Origin of the sequence: Reyranella sp. (genome assembly GCF_052439685.1) — a bacterium.
Classification (GTDB): domain Bacteria; phylum Pseudomonadota; class Alphaproteobacteria; order Reyranellales; family Reyranellaceae; genus Reyranella.
The window spans coordinates 375,598-391,425 of sequence record NZ_JBQVQG010000001.1; the positions used below are offsets into that span (position 1 = coordinate 375,598).

19 protein-coding genes and 1 pseudogene are annotated in these 15,828 nt (G+C 66.7%); 15 read left to right on the plus strand and 5 right to left on the minus strand.

The window, feature by feature from the left end; genetic code table 11:
- Positions 1–15: 15 nt before the first annotated feature.
- From rpsP to ACT6UX_RS01810, 10 genes and pseudogenes are all read left to right on the plus strand, one after another.
- Positions 16–387, plus strand: a complete 372-nt coding sequence (gene rpsP / locus ACT6UX_RS01765) for a 30S ribosomal protein S16 (RefSeq protein ID WP_428677411.1) — start codon at positions 16–18, stop codon at positions 385–387.
- A gap of 16 nt (positions 388–403) precedes the next feature.
- The gene (gene rimM / locus ACT6UX_RS01770) at positions 404–943 is read left to right on the plus strand and encodes a ribosome maturation factor RimM (RefSeq protein ID WP_444773418.1); all 540 of its coding nucleotides are present in this window, start codon (positions 404–406) and stop codon (positions 941–943) included.
- A gap of 1 nt (position 944) precedes the next feature.
- A complete protein-coding gene (trmD, locus tag ACT6UX_RS01775; RefSeq protein WP_444773419.1) occupies positions 945–1,664 on the plus strand; it encodes a tRNA (guanosine(37)-N1)-methyltransferase TrmD in 720 nt (239 codons plus the stop codon).
- A gap of 16 nt (positions 1,665–1,680) precedes the next feature.
- Positions 1,681–2,166: a 50S ribosomal protein L19 gene (gene rplS / locus ACT6UX_RS01780; RefSeq protein ID WP_444773420.1), complete on the plus strand. Its 486-nt coding sequence runs from the start codon at positions 1,681–1,683 to the stop codon at positions 2,164–2,166.
- A 7-nt stretch (positions 2,167–2,173) separates the two neighbouring features.
- Positions 2,174–3,619 carry a 3-isopropylmalate dehydratase large subunit gene (leuC, locus tag ACT6UX_RS01785; protein ID WP_444773421.1) on the plus strand — a complete coding sequence of 482 codons (1,446 nt, stop codon included), beginning with the start codon at positions 2,174–2,176 and terminating at the stop codon, positions 3,617–3,619.
- Between the two features lie 124 nt (positions 3,620–3,743).
- Positions 3,744–4,235: an RDD family protein gene (locus tag ACT6UX_RS01790; RefSeq protein WP_444773422.1), complete on the plus strand. Its 492-nt coding sequence runs from the start codon at positions 3,744–3,746 to the stop codon at positions 4,233–4,235.
- Between the two features lie 61 nt (positions 4,236–4,296).
- The gene (gene leuD, locus ACT6UX_RS01795; RefSeq protein ID WP_444773423.1) at positions 4,297–4,911 is read left to right on the plus strand and encodes a 3-isopropylmalate dehydratase small subunit; all 615 of its coding nucleotides are present in this window, start codon (positions 4,297–4,299) and stop codon (positions 4,909–4,911) included.
- Between the two features lie 103 nt (positions 4,912–5,014).
- Entirely contained in the window at positions 5,015–6,133 is a 1,119-nt protein-coding gene (gene leuB / locus ACT6UX_RS01800; RefSeq protein WP_444773424.1) for a 3-isopropylmalate dehydrogenase, read from the plus strand.
- Between the two features lie 413 nt (positions 6,134–6,546).
- Positions 6,547–6,816 (plus strand): annotated as a pseudogene (locus ACT6UX_RS01805) (metallophosphoesterase family protein); the annotation flags it as partial.
- 82 nt (positions 6,817–6,898) lie between these two features.
- On the plus strand, positions 6,899–7,213 hold the full coding sequence (locus ACT6UX_RS01810) for a cupredoxin domain-containing protein (protein ID WP_444773425.1): 315 nt from the start codon (positions 6,899–6,901) through the stop codon (positions 7,211–7,213).
- Positions 7,214–7,337: 124 nt separating this feature from the next.
- On the opposite strand, the gene ACT6UX_RS01815 is transcribed toward ACT6UX_RS01810, so the two are convergent.
- Positions 7,338–9,035 (minus strand): helicase HerA-like domain-containing protein, encoded by a 1,698-nt coding sequence (locus ACT6UX_RS01815; RefSeq protein WP_444773426.1) that lies wholly within the window; start codon positions 9,033–9,035, stop codon positions 7,338–7,340.
- 63 nt (positions 9,036–9,098) lie between these two features.
- On the opposite strand from ACT6UX_RS01815, the gene ACT6UX_RS01820 reads away from it, so the two are divergent.
- The gene (locus ACT6UX_RS01820; protein ID WP_444773427.1) at positions 9,099–9,992 is read left to right on the plus strand and encodes a sugar phosphate isomerase/epimerase family protein; all 894 of its coding nucleotides are present in this window, start codon (positions 9,099–9,101) and stop codon (positions 9,990–9,992) included.
- Here ACT6UX_RS01820 and ACT6UX_RS01825 read toward each other — a convergent pair.
- The 3 genes from ACT6UX_RS01825 to ACT6UX_RS01835 are packed head-to-tail and all read right to left on the minus strand — an operon-like array spanning position 9,989 to position 12,500.
- The gene (locus ACT6UX_RS01825) at positions 9,989–10,912 is read right to left on the minus strand and encodes a glutathione S-transferase family protein (protein WP_444773428.1); all 924 of its coding nucleotides are present in this window, start codon (positions 10,910–10,912) and stop codon (positions 9,989–9,991) included. The two genes, ACT6UX_RS01820 and ACT6UX_RS01825, sit on opposite strands and share 4 nt — an antisense overlap.
- Positions 10,909–11,571, minus strand: coding sequence for a ribulose-phosphate 3-epimerase (rpe, locus tag ACT6UX_RS01830; RefSeq protein WP_444773429.1), 663 nt, complete (start codon positions 11,569–11,571; stop codon positions 10,909–10,911). The genes ACT6UX_RS01825 and rpe overlap by 4 nt, the downstream gene beginning before the upstream one ends.
- Positions 11,572–11,591: 20 nt before the next feature.
- Positions 11,592–12,500: a prephenate dehydratase gene (locus tag ACT6UX_RS01835; RefSeq protein WP_444773430.1), complete on the minus strand. Its 909-nt coding sequence runs from the start codon at positions 12,498–12,500 to the stop codon at positions 11,592–11,594.
- Positions 12,501–12,674: 174 nt separating this feature from the next.
- On the opposite strand from ACT6UX_RS01835, the gene ACT6UX_RS01840 reads away from it, so the two are divergent.
- Positions 12,675–13,205, plus strand: a complete 531-nt coding sequence (locus ACT6UX_RS01840; RefSeq protein ID WP_444773431.1) for a c-type cytochrome — start codon at positions 12,675–12,677, stop codon at positions 13,203–13,205.
- A complete protein-coding gene (hisN, locus tag ACT6UX_RS01845; protein WP_444773432.1) occupies positions 13,206–13,976 on the plus strand; it encodes a histidinol-phosphatase in 771 nt (256 codons plus the stop codon).
- On the opposite strand, the gene ACT6UX_RS01850 is transcribed toward hisN, so the two are convergent.
- Positions 13,943–14,491: a GNAT family N-acetyltransferase gene (locus ACT6UX_RS01850; RefSeq protein WP_444773433.1), complete on the minus strand. Its 549-nt coding sequence runs from the start codon at positions 14,489–14,491 to the stop codon at positions 13,943–13,945. The genes hisN and ACT6UX_RS01850 overlap by 34 nt on opposite strands.
- A gap of 104 nt (positions 14,492–14,595) precedes the next feature.
- Between ACT6UX_RS01850 and ACT6UX_RS01855 the strand changes: the two genes are divergently transcribed.
- Together ACT6UX_RS01855 and ACT6UX_RS01860 are read left to right on the plus strand one after the other, a co-directional pair.
- Positions 14,596–15,063, plus strand: a complete 468-nt coding sequence (locus ACT6UX_RS01855) for a Spy/CpxP family protein refolding chaperone (protein WP_444773434.1) — start codon at positions 14,596–14,598, stop codon at positions 15,061–15,063.
- A gap of 69 nt (positions 15,064–15,132) precedes the next feature.
- Entirely contained in the window at positions 15,133–15,825 is a 693-nt protein-coding gene (locus ACT6UX_RS01860) for a response regulator (protein WP_444773435.1), read from the plus strand.
- Positions 15,826–15,828 lie beyond the last annotated feature (3 nt).

A 15,828-nucleotide genomic window follows, 5' to 3' on the forward strand; every position in this document is an offset into this window, starting at 1 on the left:
AGAGGACTAGAGAGAATGATCGCAATCCGCATGACCCGGCACGGTGCCAAGAAGCGCCCGTTCTTCCACATCGTCGTGGCCGATTCGCGCAGCCCGCGCGATGGCCGCTTCATCGAGAAGCTCGGCACCTACAACCCGCTTCTGCCGCGCGATCATGCCCAGCGCCTGACGCTCGACAAGGAGCGCATCGCCCACTGGCTGAAGGTCGGCGCGCAGCCGTCCGATCGCGTCGCGAAGTTCCTGTCGCAGGCCGAGCTGATGAAGCCGCGCGAGCGCCGCGACCAGACCAAGAAGCCGCTGCCGCGCGCCAAGGCGCAGGAGCGCATGAAGGCCGAGGCTGCGGCGGCGGCCGCCGCCGCGCCCGCGCCGGAGGCTGCGGCCACCTGATCGGCAAGGTGCTCCGATGAGCAAGGGCCGCGTCCTGCTGGGCGTCGTTTCGGCACCTCACGGGGTCCGCGGCCTGGTGCGCATCAGGAGCTACACCGAGGACCCGATGGCGATCGCCTCCTACGGCGCGCTGTCGGACGAGAAGGGAACGAAGGAGTACCGGGTCGAGGCGCTGAGCTCCGTAAAGGGCGCAGTCCTGGCCCGGATCGAGGGCGTAGCCGATCGCACGGCGGCCGAGGCAGTACGCGGTTTGCGGCTCTATGTGGAGCGCGAGCTCTTGCCGGCGACGGGCGAGCGGGAATGGTACGAGGCGGACCTGCTGGGGCTCGCCGCGTTCGACCGGGAGGGCCGGGATTGGGGAAAGGTCATGGCCTTCCACGATTTCGGCGCCGGCCGGACGATGGAAGTGTCGGGAGGCAGCGCATCGAGGCACTCGGTGATGCTGCCCTTCACCGACGAGGCGGTGCCCGAGATCGACGTCGAGGGCGGCAAGGTCACGGTCAATCCGCCGGCAGGTTTGCTGACGGGTGGGCCGGCGAAGGAGGCGGAGGACTAACGTGTGGCGCGCGACTGCGCTGACGCTGTTCCCGGAGATGTTTCCGGGCCCGCTGGGCGAGAGCCTGGCCGGCCGGGCGCTGAAGGAAGGCGTGTGGTCGCTGGAAGCCGTCGACATCAGGCGGTTCGCCGGAGACAGGCATCGGACGGTGGACGATGCTCCCTTCGGGGGCGGCGCCGGCATGGTGTTGAAGCCCGACGTGCTGTCGGCGGCGATCGAGGCGGTCGCCGTACCGGGAGTGCCGAAGGTCCTGCTCTCGCCGCGCGGCGCGCCGTTCAGTCAGGCGCGCGGGCGGGAGCTGGCGGCGGGGCCGGGCGTGCTGCTGGTGTGCGGACGGTTCGAGGGCGTCGACGAGAGGGTCATCGAGGCCCAGGCGCTGGAGGAGATTTCGGTCGGGGATTTCGTGCTTTCGGGCGGCGAGATCGCGGCCATGACGGTGATGGATTGTTGCGTGCGGCTGCTGCCCGGAGTGATGGGCGCGGCCGATTCGGCAAGCGAGGAGAGTTTCGAGGACGGATTGTTGGAGTACCCGCACTACACCCGGCCCGCGACCTGGGCAGGGCCCGACGGAATCGAACGGCGCGTGCCGGAGGTTCTGGTCTCGGGTCATCACGGCAAGGTCGCCGAGTGGCGGATGAAGCAGCGGGAAGAGATCACGCGGAGGCGGCGGCCCGATCTTTGGGCTCGTCGCCGGACCGCGGCGGGAAACGATGAGAAGTGACGAAAGGATGGATGCGATGAACATTCTCGACGCGATCGGCCAGACGACGATCGACAAGGTGCAGGAAGAGCGGCCCGTTCCCTATTTCGAGTCGGGCGACACGCTCAAGGTGCACGTGAAGGTGCAGGAAGGTAACCGCGAGCGCCTTCAGGTCTACGAAGGCCTGTGCATCGGCCGCAAGAACGCGGGCGTGAACTCGTCGTTCACGGTGCGCAAGATCAGCTTCGGCGAAGGCGTGGAGCGCGTGTTCCCGCTCTACAGCCCGAACATCTGGGAAATCGAGGTCATCCGTAAGGGTGTCGTGCGCCGCGCCAAGCTCTACTATCTGCGCGAACTGCGCGGCAAGGCGAGCCGTATCGCCGAGGACACCGAGGCCCAGCGCGCGCTGCTCGCCACGCAGGCGGAGGAGGCTCTCAAGCGTCCGCGCCGCGAGAAGCTCAAGAAGGAAAAGCCCAAGGAAGAGAAGTCCGTCCGCAACGCCAAGGGCGGCGGAAAGAAGTAGGTCCAACATGGCGTTCCGCAAAAAGTCGGCCACCCCGCCGGCCCCGCCGCCGCCTCCGCGGACCCTGTTCGAGAAGATCTGGGACAGTCACGTCGTCCATCGCCAGGACGACGGGACTTGCGTCATCTACATCGACCGTCATCTCGTCCACGAGGTGACCAGCCCGCAGGCCTTCGAAGGCCTGCGCATGGCGGGGCGGCCGGTGCGCCGTCCCGACGCCACCATTGCGGTCGCCGACCACAACACGCCGACGACGGATTTCAGCCAGGGCATCGAGGACGAGGAGTCGCGCGTCCAGGTCGAGACTCTGGAGAAGAACGTCGCCGACTTCCATGTGCCGTACTTCGACCTGAACGACCCGCGGCGCGGCATCGTGCACGTGATCGGCCCCGAGCAGGGCCTCACCCTGCCCGGCATGACGATCGTGTGCGGCGACAGCCACACCTCGACGCACGGCGCGTTCGGCGCGCTGGCCTTCGGCATCGGCACCTCCGAGGTCGAGCACGTGCTCGCCACGCAGACGCTGATCCAGAAGCCGGCCAAGAACATGCGCGTGTCGGTCGAGGGCAGCCTGCCGCTCGGCGTCACGGCCAAGGACGTCATCCTGGCCATCATCGGCAAACTCGGCACCGCCGGCGGCACCGGCTACGTGATCGAGTATGCCGGCCGCGCCATCCGTGAGCTTACGATGGAAGGCCGCATGACGGTCTGCAACATGTCTATCGAGGCGGGCGCCCGCGCCGGCCTGATCGCGCCCGACGAGACGACGTTCGAGTATCTCCAGGGCCGCCCCTACTCGCCGAAGGGCGGGGCCTGGGACCTCGCGCTCAGCCAGTGGCGCCGCCTGCCGTCTGACAAGGGCGCACACTTCGACGTCCAGCTCGACCTCAACGCCGCGGACATTCCGCCGATGGTGACCTGGGGAACGAGCCCGCAGGACGCGCTGCCGATCACCGACGTCGTTCCCGACCCGGCCAATGCGCCGGACGAGAACCGCCGCGAGGCCTGGACCCGCTCGCTGGCCTATATGGGCCTGACGCCGGGCACGCGCCTCGTCGACGTGCCGATCGACCGCGTGTTCATCGGCTCCTGCACCAACGGCCGCATCGAAGATCTGCGCGCCGCCGCCGAGATCGCGCGCGGCCGCAAGGTCGCCTCGACCGTGTCGGCGATGGTCGTGCCGGGCTCCGGCCTGGTGAAGGCCCAGGCCGAGAAGGAAGGTCTCGACAAGATCTTCCTCGAGGCCGGCTTCGAATGGCGCCTGCAGGGCTGCTCGATGTGCCTGGCGATGAACGCCGACCGCATCGAGCCCGGCCAGCGCTGCGCCTCGACCTCGAATCGCAACTTCGAGGGCCGTCAGGGCCGCGGCGGGCGCACCCATCTGGTGAGCCCGGCCATGGCCGCCGCCGCCGCCATCCGGGGCACCCTGGCCGACGTTCGCGACTTCCAGTAGACGCCGTTCCGAGACGGGACAAAGGACGGGCGGCCCCTCGCAGGGCCGCCCGTTTCCATTTGCGGTCAGGAACGCTCATGGCCAATGTAGCGTTCGCTTTCACCAACGAAGAGGGGAGAGACACATGGCCAGCGTCCCGAATTCAGGCTCCGCGCCGCCGCCACCCCCGGTCTGGGATGCGACGCCGCCGGGCAATACGCCTGTCGGCTATGGCGGTTTCTGGATCCGCGTCGTGGCCTACATCATCGATGTCATCCTGGTCGGCCTCGTGCTGAGCATCGTGATGGGGGTCTTCGGCCTCAGGCAGGTGAACCCCGACAATCTGAGCGATATCGATCCAACGGTGAATCTTCTCACGATCCTCGTTTTCTGGCTCTATTTTGCACTGCTGGAGAGTTCCGAGCGGGGCGCCACGGTCGGCAAGATGGCAATGGGGCTGCGCGTCGTGACCGGCGAGGGCAAGCGGCTGACCTTCCTCAATGCCACGGGACGGTTCTTCGCCCGGATCCTGTCGGGAGCCATCTTCTGCATCGGCTACATCATGGTGGCCTTCACCGATCGCAAGCGCGGGCTGCACGACATGATCGCCAACACACTGGTGATCAAGACCCGCTAGAATCGGACAGCTTGACCGCGGCCCGGAAAGCCCGTTTATTCCGGCCTTTCCGGGAGGTCTCATGGAGAAATTCACGACGCTGAGCGGCGTCGCTGCGCCGCTGCCCATGGTCAATGTCGACACCGACATGATCATTCCGAAGCAGTTCCTCAAGACCATCAAGCGCACCGGTCTCAAGGAAGGCCTGTTCTACGAGATGCGCTGGACGGCGGACGGCCAGAAGAAGGACTTCGTCCTCGACCAGCCGGCCTACCAGAATGCCAAGATCATCGTGGCCGGCCCCAACTTCGGCTGCGGCTCGAGCCGCGAGCACGCGCCGTGGGCGCTGCTCGATTTCGGCATCCGCTGCATCATCTCCGAAGACTTCGCCGACATCTTCTACAACAACTGCTTCAAGAACGGCATCCTGCCGATCCGGATGCCGAAGGAGATCATCGCCAAGCTGATGGACGATGCCAGCCGCGGCTCGAACGCCATCATCGAGATCGATCTCGAGAAGCAGGAGATCAAGGGTCCCGACGGCGGCACCGTCCATTTCGAGATCGATCCCTTCCGCAAGAAGTGCCTGATGGAAGGGCTCGACGATATCGGTCTCACCATGGAGAAGAAGTCGGCAATCGACGACTTCGAGCGCCAGCAGAGCGAGTCGCAGCCCTGGCTGCACGGCGCCTCCTGAACCCTTCACGGTAACGCCCGCACAGTGTCATCCCTCGCTACGCTCGGGATGACACCGGGGTTCTGAACTGCAAGCCATCAATCAAACGGAAGACCTGACCATCATGGCGTCCAATCGCAATCTGCTCGTGCTGCCCGGCGACGGCATCGGCCCCGAGGTGATGAACGAAGTCCGCAAGATCATTGCCTGGATGGGCAAGAAGCGTGCGATCGGCTTCGACATCAAGGAAGACCTCGTCGGCGGCGCCGCCCTCGACAAGCACGGCGTGCCGCTGAGCGATGACGCCATGAAGACCGCGCTGGAAGCCGATGCCGTACTGTTCGGCTCGGTCGGCGGCCCGAAGTGGGACACCGCCGACTTCAGCAAGAAGCCCGAGCGCGGCCTGCTGCGCCTGCGCAAGGAGATGGACCTCTTCGCCAACCTGCGCCCGGCCAAGGTGTTCGACGCGCTGGTCGACGCCTCGTCGCTGAAGCCCGAGATCGTCAAGGGTCTCGACATCATGATCATCCGCGAGCTGACCAGCGGCGTCTATTTCGGCGAGCCGCGCGGCCGCCACGTCAACGCCGCCGGCGAGGTCGAGGCCTTCGACACGCAGCGCTACACGGTCCCGGAAATCCGCCGCGTCTGCGCCGTCGCCTTCGAGCTGGCGCGCAAGCGCAAGAACAAGGTCCTCTCCTCTGAGAAGGCCAACGTGATGCACACCGGCGTGCTGTGGCGCGAGGAAGCGACCAAGCTGCACAAGGAAAGCTACAGCGACGTCCAGCTCAGCCACATGTATGCCGACGCGCTCGCCATGCAGCTGCTGCGCACGCCGACCGAGTTCGACGTGATCGTCACCGACAACCTGTTCGGCGACATCCTGTCCGATGAAGCCTCGATGCTGACCGGATCGCTCGGCCTGCTGCCGTCGGCCTCGCTCGGCGCGCCCGACGCCACCGGCCGCCGCAAGGCGCTCTACGAGCCGATCCATGGCAGCGCGCCCGACATCGCCGGCAAGGGCCTCGCCAATCCGATCGCCCAGACGCTGAGCTACGCGATGATGCTTCGCTACTCCTTCGACCTCGGCAAGGATGCCGACATGGTCGAGCTTGCCGTCGAGAACGTGCTGAAGGCAGGCTACCGCACGGGCGACCTGATGGTCGGCAAGACCGACGGCGTGAAGAAGGTCGGCACCCAGGAAATGGGCGACGCCATCGTCAAGGAACTGGAGCGCCTCGCCTAATCGGCGATCTGCATCGACGGCGCGATCCACCGCCGTCGCGAACGAGGACATCTCCTTGGCGAGATGTCCGATACGGCACGCATGTCGAAGCCGGCCTGGCGCCATTCGGCCAGGGCAAATCCGTCTCGTTGCGTGACCGTCGGCGCAATGTTCCCGCCGGCACCGGCAAGCCACAGGCTCAGCACCACGCGATGCTGGTTGCGCACCTGCGGCCGAGGCTCGCTCACGGTCGCGCTCGAGGCGCGCGCGCAGCAGGTCGGGCGGTCGACCGTGAACGGCCTCGCCAACCCGCCGGACTTCATCGTCTTCACCGGCGATCTTACCCACACGACCGATGACCCGAAGGAGCGCCGCGCCCGTATGCAGCGCTTCCGCGAGATCGTTTCGGCGTTGCGCGTAAAAGACGGCGCTTCATGCCGGGCGAGCACGATGCCTCGCTCGACGCCGGCGAGGCCTACGGGGAATTCTTCGGCGCGCCGCATTACACGTTCGACCACAAGGGCGTGCATTTCATCGTGCTCGACAATGTTTCCGATCCGGGCGCCAGGCTGGGCGACGCACAGCTCGCCTGGCTGGCGGCCGATCTCAAGCAGCGCAAACCCGACGATCGCATCGTCGTGCTGACGCATCGCCCGCTGTTCGACCTGCAGCCCGCCTGGGACTGGACCACCGCTGACGGCGCCAGAGCGATCGAACTCTTGATGCCCTACGGCAACGTCGTGGTGTTCTACGGGCACATCCACTTCCGGTCATCCGGGGTTGACCATGAAGCGCAGGTTCGTGGTGATGCTGGGCGTGCCACTGGCCTTCGCGGCATCGCGCCTGACCGCCGAGACGACGCCGCACGTGCGGATCGCCGCGAAGAGGTTCGAGTTCCATCCGAACAAGGTGACGGTGAAGCTCGGCCAGCCCGTGCTCCTCGTCCTCACCTCGGAAGACCGCATTCACGGCTTCAAGATTCCGGAACTCGGCCTCCGCCACGAGATCGTACCGGGACAGGAAACGCGCGTGGCCCTGACGCCGCGGAAGGCCGGCCGCTTCACCTTCTTCTGCGACGTGTTTTTGCGGCGACGGCCATGAAGACATGGACGGCACCCTGACCGTCGAGGTCTGAACTCGGCGCTCATCCCGATTTGCCCGTCGTCTCGACCGGAGCGGAGATGACAGGCTGTTTCTCTGCTTCTGCGCTCAAATCCGTCTTGCTCTAACGCAGGATGGAGCCCAGCACACCGCGCAGCACGGCGCCGCCGATGCTGGCACCGATGTTCGCCGCCTTGCCCTTGCCGAACATCGCCTTAGCCGCCTCGCGCGCGGCGACGGTCGCCATGCTGCGGCCTGCCGCCTTGGCGACGGCAACACCCACCGAATCGCGCTGACGGCCGGCAGGCGTCCTCTTCGGCTCCGGCGTGGGTGCTTGCGGTGGGGGTTGCGCCGTCTTGAGGCGCGGCTGCGGGCGCGGCTCGGGCGGGATCGGCTGTTCGACCTGCGGCGCCGGCTCGGACCGACGCGGTCCCCAGGGGCCCGTCGTCGCCGGCACGGTGGGCGGCACCGATCCGTACTGACCACGCCGGCGCGGCGCGCCATCGGCGGGGGCGGGGTTGGCCGGGACTGTCGTTGCCGCGGCGACGCGGCCGGTCAGCACTTCATAGGCCGACTGGCGATCGATGACCTTGTCGTATCTGGCGCCCAGCGGGCTCGCGGCCATCACCGCGGCGCGCTCATCCGCTGTCGCCGGCCCGATGCGGCCCTGCGGCGGGGCGATCAGGCAGCGCTCGACGGGGAACGGCACACCTTTGTCGTCGAGGAACGACAGCAAGGCCTCGCCAACACCGAGTTCCGTGATGACCTGCGCGGCATCGAAGGCCTTGTTCGGGCGGAACGTCTCGGCCGCCACCTTCACCGCCTTCTGGTCGCGTGGCGTGAAGGCCCGCAGCGCATGCTGTACGCGGTTGCCGAGCTGCCCCAGCACCGTCTCCGGCACGTCGAGCGGATTCTGGGTGATGAAGTAGACGCCGACACCCTTGGAGCGGATCAACCGCACGACCTGCTCGATCCGCGACAGCAGCGCCTTCGGCGCGTCGTCGAACAGCAGATGAGCCTCGTCGAAGAAGAACACGAACTTCGGTTTGTCGAGATCTCCCACCTCGGGCAACGACTCGAACAGCTCCGACAGCAGCCACAGCAGGAAGGTCGCGTAGAGGCGTGGGCTCTGCATCAGCCGATCGGCGGCCAGGATGTTGATCCTGCCGTAGCCCGAGGGATCGGGGAGCATCATGTCGTCGAGGTCGAGCGCCGGCTCGCCAAAGAATTTCTCGCCGCCCTGCTGACTGAGCGTCAGGAGCTGGCGCTGGATCGTGCCGACCGATGTCTTGCTGACGTTGCCGAACTCTGTCGTCAGCGTGCCGGCATTCTCGGCGACCCATTGAAGGAGCGCCTGCAGGTCCTTGAAGTCGAGCAGCAGCAGGCCCTGCTGGTCGGCCATCCTGAAGACGATGTTGAGCACGCCTTCCTGGGTTTCGTTGAGCTGCAGCAGGCGGGCCATCAGCACCGGACCCACCTCGCTCACCGTCGTGCGGATCGGATGGCCCTTCTCGCCGAACAGATCCCAGAAGATCGTCGGGAAGGCGCGCCCACCATAGCCCTCGATGCCGAGTTGCCGGGCACGCTCCAGCACCCGCGGACTGTTGCCGCCCGCCTGACTCACCCCGGACAGGTCGCCCTTCACGTCGGCCATGAACACCGGCACACCGGAATAGGAAAACCCCTCGGCGATGGTCTGCAGGCTGACGGTCTTGCCGGTGCCGGTCGCGCCGGCGATCAGGCCATGCCGGTTGGCGTATTTCAGAAGGAGGTACTGATCGGCAGTGCTGGCCCCCACGAAGATCGCCGCGTCGTCGCTCATGCCGTCTCCCTTGCGCTCGCCCCGACTTTAGCCAAACAGGTCCGTCCATAGTAGGTTAGACGCATGTCCCTTCCCCGTCTCGCGCTCGCCGTCATCGGTGACGAAATCGGCCCCTCCCTCGACGAAATGATCTCGTTCTGCACCGAGCACCAGGTGCGACGTCTCGACATGCGCACGGTCGAGGGCAGGAATCTGCTCGGCATGTCGCTCGAGGAAGGCGGCAGCATCGCCCGCAGGATCGAGGCTGCAGGACTGAGCGTGCCGACCTTGGTCTCGCCGCTCCTCAAATGGCCCGCACCCGGCAAGGAAGCCGCAACCGCCAAGGTCGACTTCGCCTTCGATCCTGCAGACTGCCCGGCCGACGACCCGTTGGTGCATGCCTTCGACATGGCCACCGTGCTGGGCGCCGAACGGATTCGCGTGTTCAGCCATCTGCGCTATCCCGGCTACAAGCCAGCCGATCTGATCGGGCGGTTCGAGCGCCTGGCCGATCTCAGCCTCACCTACTCTGTGACAGTCGAAATCGAGAACGAGCCGGTCTGCAACATCGGCTCGCTTGCCGAGCTCGCCGAGCTCTTCGCTGCCCTGCAGGAAATCCTGGCGTCCAATCCAATGTCCGGCCAATTGCGGCCGCTGGTCGATATCGCCAATGCCTGGGCGATGGGCACGCCGCCGACAGATGCCGAGATCGGCGGCTTGGCCCCGCTCGTCGATCTCATCCATCTCAAGGACCGCGACCTGTCGGCCAAGCGTACCGTGCCCTTGGGCGACGGCGACGTTCCGTGGGCCAGGGAGCTCACACGGCTTCTGACCGAGGCGGCCAAGGCGCCCAAGCCGATCAGGCAGATACACGCCAGCATCGAGACGCATTGCCCGCAGGATGGACGCAATGCGACGGCGCGCTCCGTCGCCGCCCTCCGCCGGATCGCCGCCGAGATCGGCGTCGAGGTCGTCTAGGCCGGCGCGATGATGAAGCCGGCGCGGGGGAAGTGAACCACCACGTCGCCGACCTGCTCGTCATGGCGCCTGATCGAGACGCGGTCGTTCGTCAGTCCGACCAGCGTGCCGCTCACCGGCACCTTGCCGGTGTCGTCGGGCGTGACGCTGATCGTCTGGCCGGCCTTCAAGCCGGTGGGATCGTTGCCAGCGACGTTCGTCGCCTCGGGCGTTGCGGCTTTCGCGATGGCGATCGCATCGGTGGCGGCGATTTCCGTCGGCTTTCCGCTGCCGACGGCTTTCATGCGCTCCGACCAGGCCGTGACCAAAGGCAGCCGGTCGAGCGGCGCGACGGGCTTGCCGCCGCCCAGCCGCTCCTTGATGAACCACACGGGATTATAGAGGGCGCAGTCGGCCAGGCATGGCGCATCGCCCAGCAGATAAGGCCGTCCATCGGCCAGCATCTGTTCGGCGATCGCGAGCTGGGCGTAGGTCTGCTGCAGGGCCACCGGCGCGGCGGCCTTCAGGGCGGCCGCGTCGAAAGAGCGGCCGGAGAAAGCGCTGCGATCCTTGAGGAAGGCCTCCGGCAGCTTGTCGCCGAGCGCGCCCATGACGACGCCGACCGCCGCCCAGAAGATGTTGCGGTCGATCCACATGGCGAGCGCCCGCGCCTCACCTTCCTTGCCGTTGGGCAGAAGCGGCGGTGTCGGCGCGCGCTTCTCGATTTCGAGCATGATCAGCTGCGTGTCGCAGTAGATGTCGGCGCCGACCTGCATCACCGGCGTCTTGCGATAGCCGCCGGTCAGCGGCATCAGGTCGGGCTTCGGCAGCATGTTGGGGATCACGACCGACTTCCACGCCGCCTTCTTGAGGCCGAAGGCGACACGTACCTTTTCCGAGAAGGGCGAGTTCGGATAGTGGTGCAGGATCATGTCGCTCATGAGCGCAGCGCCTCGATGTTGGCCGCGTAGCGGTCGGGACCGCCGGAGAACACGGCGGTGCCGGCGACGAGCACGTCCGCACCGGCCTTGATGCAGCGCTTCGCCGTCTCGACATTCACCCCGCCATCGACCTCGAGGTCGATCGGCTTGCCCAGCGCATCGATCGCCTTGCGCAGGGCGGCGATCTTGGCGAGCTGACTCTCGATGAAGGCCTGTCCGCCGAATCCCGGATTGACGCTCATCACCAGCACCAGATCGAGATCGCCCAGCACGTGCTCGATGGCGCTGAGCGGCGTCGCCGGATTGAGGACGACGCCCGCCTTGCGGCCGAGACCCTTGATGAGCTGAATGGTGCGATGGACGTGCGGGCCGGCCTCGGGGTGGAAGGAGATCACGTCGGCCCCGGCCTCGACATAGGCCGGCACCAGCGGATCGACCGGCGAGATCATGAGGTGGACGTCGAAAGGCTGCTGGCTGTGCTTGCGCAACGCCTTCACCACCATCGGGCCGATCGTGAGGTTGGGCACGAAATGCCCGTCCATCACGTCGACATGGATCCAGTCGGCACCGGCTTCGGTGATCGCCTCGATCTCGCGGCCGAGCGCGGCGAAATCCGCCGACAGGATGGAGGGGGCGATGCGGACGGGTTGTTGCGGCATGACTTACCTTTGAAGGGGCCTCAGGTGCCGGGACGGGTCGGGGCTTCCCAGCCCTTGCGGCGGAAGGGATTGGCCGGGAAGGAGCCCAGCATCTTCAGCTCGTCGGAGAAGAACCCCAGTTCCTCGAGCGCCAGCAGGACGTTGCGCTGCTCGGGGTGCCCCTCGACCTCGGCATAGAACAGCGCCTGCTCGAAGCGCGCGCCGGAAAGATAGCTTTCCAGCTTCACCATGTTGACCCCGTTGGTCGCGAACCCGCCCAGTGCCTTGTAGAGCGCCGCCGGGCGGCTCTTCACCCGGAACAGGAAGGCGGTCATGCATTGCACGGTGCGCCAGTCGGGATGGGCCTCCTCGCGCGAGAAGACCAGCATGCGCGTCGTATTGTGGTCGGCATCCTCGATGTTCTTGGCCAGAACCTTGAGATCGTAGATCCGGGCGGCAAGCGACGAGGCGATGGCGCCGACGCTGGCATCGCCGATCTCGGCGATCTCGCGGGCAGCCCCGGCGGTATCGGCATGGACCACCGGTTGCAGCTTGTTCTTCTTCAGGAAGTTGCGGCACTGGGCCAGCGCCTGGACGTGGCTCTTGACCGTCCGGATCGACTTCAGAGACGCGCCCGGCAGGGCCACGAGGCAGTGCTCGACCCGCTGGAAGTGCTCGCCCACGATCTTGAGCTTCGTATGCGGCAGCAGGCTGTGCAGGTCGGCAACGCGGCCGGCGATCGAATTCTCGACCGGGATGATGGCCAGTTCCGCCTTGCCGGCCTGGACGGCGCCCATCGCGGCGTCGAAGGTCGGGCATGGCAGGGTCGTCATGTCGGGAAAGGCCGCGCGGCAGGCCATGTCGGAATTGGCACCGGGCTCGCCCTGGAAGGCGATGATATTGCTGGCGGCGACCTTGCCCTGCCGCTTCTCGCCCCGACCTTTTGCCATTTGCCGAACTCTCCCGTGCCGCGTTCCGAGGCCCACCGATAGGCGAAAAACCTCGTAATATCCGGCACTTGCGACGTTCCGCCGCGCGATCCTCCGGACGTGATGGAATACTACTGGCGGCGGTGCGGGCATGCTACAGCAGCGTCCGTAGAATTTGCCGCTTCGGGATTTGACATGGCCAGTTTCAACACGATCGCAGGCTGCGTTTTGGCTTCCGCCCTCTTCGCGATGGTGGTCGGCAAAGTCTCCAATGCCGTCGTGCATCCGCACAAGCTGGACAAGCCGGCGCTCGCGGTAACCGACGAGGCGCCGGCGGCGACTGCCGCCGCTCCGGCCGCCGTCGAGATTCCGCCGATCGGTCCGAAGCTCGCCAGCGCCAATGTCGACGCCGGCAAGGCCCTCTTTCAGAAGCAGTGCTTCTCCTGCCATACGGTCGACAAGGGCGGCGCCAACAAGGTCGGCCCGAACCTGTGGGGCGTGGTGGGACGTCCCAAGGCCAGCCATGCCGGCTTCTCCTACTCTTCGGCGCTCAGCGCCAAGGGCGGGGACTGGACCTACGAAGACATCGACCACATGGTCTTCAAGCCGAACGCCTATGTGCGCGGCACGAAGATGGCCTTCGCCGGCCTCCCGAAGGAACAGGATCGCGCCGACATCATCGCGTACCTGCGCACGATGGCCGACACACCCGTTCCGCTTCCCTAAGTGGTTCCGTTCGATCTCGTCGCGCTGGCCCATCGGCTGGCTGACGCTGCCCGGCCGATCGCGACGCGCTACTTCCGTACCGGCGTCACGGTCGACGACAAGTCCGACCTCAGTCCCGTCACCATCGCCGACCGCGAAGCGGAGACGGCGATGCGCGAGCTGCTCAGTCGCGAAGTCCCCGACCATGGCGTGTTCGGCGAGGAGCACGGCGCGGTCCGTACCGACGCCGAGTATGTCTGGGTGCTCGACCCGATCGACGGCACCAAGGCCTTCATCACCGGCCTGCCGCTGTTCGGCACGCTGATCGGCCTGTTTCATCGCGGCAAGCCCGTACTCGGCATCATCGACCAGCCGATCCTGCAGGAACGCTGGCTGGGCGTCGCAGGCGCGCGCTCGACCCTGAACGGCAAGCCGATCTCGGTGCGGGCCTGCGCGAGCCTCGCCAGCGCCTACATGTATTCGACGGCGCCCGGCATGTTCGCCGACGGCTACGCCCAGCCGCACCAGAGCCTCACCGAGAAGGTGAAGCTCTTCCGCTGGGGCGGTGACTGCTATGCCTACGGGCTGCTGGCGGCAGGCCATGTCGACCTCGTCGTCGAGGCCGACCTCAAGCTTTACGATTATGCCGCTCTCATTCCGGTCATCACGGGAGCCGGCGGCACGATCACGGACTGGAAGGGCAACGCCCTCGACATGCATTCCGACGGTGCCGTCGTCGCTGCCGGCGACCCTGCGGTTCACCGCGCCGCGCTGGACATCCTCTCCGCATAGGTCGCGCGGTCGACGTCGTACCAGACGATGTCGGTGAAGCCCTTGTAGTCGACGCGTTTCCGGTAGGTGAGCCCGATCCGCTGCATCACCGAGCGCGAGGCGCGGTTCTCCTCCAGCGTGATCGCGAAGATCGAGTCGAGTTCCAGCGTGTCGAACCCGTAAGAGAGCGCCGCACGCGCCGCTTCGGTCGCGTAGCCGCGGCCCCAGGCGTCGGGATGCAGCGACCACAGCACCTCGACCCCGTCGAACTGGTCGATGAAATTCAGGCCGGCATGACCGATCAGCCTGCCCTCGCAGAACACGCCCCAGGGAGCGAGGCGGCGCTGCTCCCACGATACGGCGAAGCGCTCGATCGCGGCATGGGCTGCCGCCACGAGATCGCCTTCCTGCACTTTGCCCGGCGCCGGCGGCAGCCACCGGGCGACCTCGGGATGGAAACGCATGGCGGCATAGTCTTCGGCATCGGCGGGCAGCAGGGGCCTGAGCGAGAGGCGCGCGGTCGTCACGATCGTCATGGTGGGGGCACTTTACACAACTTTACCGGCGCGAGATGGGCGCGAAACCGGGCCCCTCCATCTTAGGCGTACGGGGACAGCACCCGAACCAGATGGAGACAGACATGACGAACCTCAGCATCAAGACGGTAATGGCCGCCCTCCTCGCGGGCAGCCTCGCGGCGACCGCCGGCATGCCGGCCTTTGCCCGGGCGGACGGCGGGTCGGTCGACCCGGCCAAGTTCCAGGAGCGCATCGAGAAGCGCGTGGACAAGGCGCTGAACGGCACCGACGCGACGCAGGACCAGAAGAAGCAGATCGTCGGCATCCTGCAGGCCGCCTTCGCCGACATGAAGCCGCTGCATGCCCAGCGCGTCGAGAACCGCAAGGCGATGCGCGCCGCACTCGAGGCCCCGACCATCGACCCGGCGAAGATCGAGCAGATCCGCGTCGAGCAGATGAAGATCGCCGACACGAGCTCCAAGCGCTTCACCAAGGCGCTGACGGATGCCGGCAACGTGCTGAACGCCAACCAGCGCCAGGCCTTCTTCAAGACCTGGAGCGACCACAAGCACGGCCCCCGGAAAGGCTGAGCCCAAGGGCCAAGCGGCGAGGGTTGACGAAAGATGACATCGGGGTCGCGCCGGTCCGATACTGAGCCAATGGCCGAGCGCATCCTGATGATCGACGATGACGACCGCCTCGCCGGGATGGTTTCGGACTATCTCGGCGGGGCGGGCTTTCGCGTGACGATCGCCAATACCGGCCGCGACGGCGAGGCGCAGCTGAAGCGCGAGACCTTCGACGCGGTCATCCTCGACCTCATGCTGCCCGACGCCGACGGGCTCGACCTGTGCCGGCGCCTGCGCGGCACCAGCGACGTGCCGATCCTGATGCTGACGGCCCGCGGCGAACCGATGGATCGCGTCGTCGGACTGGAACTCGGCGCCGACGACTATCTCGCCAAGCCCTTCGAACCGCGTGAACTGCAGGCCCGCCTGCGCGCCATCCTGCGCCGCAAGGGCAGCGCCGCGCCGAAGTCGGACGTGCTGCGCTTCGGCCGGCTCGAGATCGACAAGGGCGCCCGCGTCGTGAGGATCGACGGCGAGGAGCGCACCATCACCTCCTACCAGTTCGCGCTGCTGCTGGCGTTGGCCGAACGGGCCGGGCGCGTGCTGTCGCGCGACGCGCTGATGGACGTGCTGAAGGGCGAAAAGCTCGAAGCCTTCGACCGATCGGTCGATGTCCATGTCAGCCGCATCCGCGCCGCCATCGAGGACGACCCCAAGAAGCCGCGCCGCATCCTCACCCTGCGCGGCACCGGCTACGTCTTCGCCAAGGACCAGGATCGCTAGGCC

Bases quoted from the DNA above. Each gene is read 5' to 3' on its own strand.
- ACT6UX_RS01860 (WP_444773435.1), top strand. From the start codon at position 15,133: ATGGCCGAGCGCATCCTGATGATCGACGATGACGACCGCCTCGCCGGG.
- rimM (WP_444773418.1), top strand. From the start codon at position 404: ATGAGCAAGGGCCGCGTCCTGCTGGGCGTCGTTTCGGCACCTCACGGG.
- rpe (WP_444773429.1), bottom strand. From the start codon at position 11,571: ATGCCGCAACAACCCGTCCGCATCGCCCCCTCCATCCTGTCGGCGGAT.
- ACT6UX_RS01825 (WP_444773428.1), bottom strand. From the start codon at position 10,912: ATGAGCGACATGATCCTGCACCACTATCCGAACTCGCCCTTCTCGGAA.
- ACT6UX_RS01840 (WP_444773431.1), top strand. From the start codon at position 12,675: ATGGCCAGTTTCAACACGATCGCAGGCTGCGTTTTGGCTTCCGCCCTC.
- leuC (WP_444773421.1), top strand. From the start codon at position 2,174: ATGGCGTTCCGCAAAAAGTCGGCCACCCCGCCGGCCCCGCCGCCGCCT.
- ACT6UX_RS01790 (WP_444773422.1), top strand. From the start codon at position 3,744: ATGGCCAGCGTCCCGAATTCAGGCTCCGCGCCGCCGCCACCCCCGGTC.
- ACT6UX_RS01810 (WP_444773425.1), top strand. From the start codon at position 6,899: ATGAAGCGCAGGTTCGTGGTGATGCTGGGCGTGCCACTGGCCTTCGCG.
- rpsP (WP_428677411.1), top strand. From the start codon at position 16: ATGATCGCAATCCGCATGACCCGGCACGGTGCCAAGAAGCGCCCGTTC.
- ACT6UX_RS01855 (WP_444773434.1), top strand. From the start codon at position 14,596: ATGACGAACCTCAGCATCAAGACGGTAATGGCCGCCCTCCTCGCGGGC.
- rplS (WP_444773420.1), top strand. From the start codon at position 1,681: ATGAACATTCTCGACGCGATCGGCCAGACGACGATCGACAAGGTGCAG.
- ACT6UX_RS01815 (WP_444773426.1), bottom strand. From the start codon at position 9,035: ATGAGCGACGACGCGGCGATCTTCGTGGGGGCCAGCACTGCCGATCAG.
- leuB (WP_444773424.1), top strand. From the start codon at position 5,015: ATGGCGTCCAATCGCAATCTGCTCGTGCTGCCCGGCGACGGCATCGGC.
- ACT6UX_RS01835 (WP_444773430.1), bottom strand. From the start codon at position 12,500: ATGGCAAAAGGTCGGGGCGAGAAGCGGCAGGGCAAGGTCGCCGCCAGC.
- ACT6UX_RS01850 (WP_444773433.1), bottom strand. From the start codon at position 14,491: ATGACGATCGTGACGACCGCGCGCCTCTCGCTCAGGCCCCTGCTGCCC.
- leuD (WP_444773423.1), top strand. From the start codon at position 4,297: ATGGAGAAATTCACGACGCTGAGCGGCGTCGCTGCGCCGCTGCCCATG.
- ACT6UX_RS01820 (WP_444773427.1), top strand. From the start codon at position 9,099: ATGTCCCTTCCCCGTCTCGCGCTCGCCGTCATCGGTGACGAAATCGGC.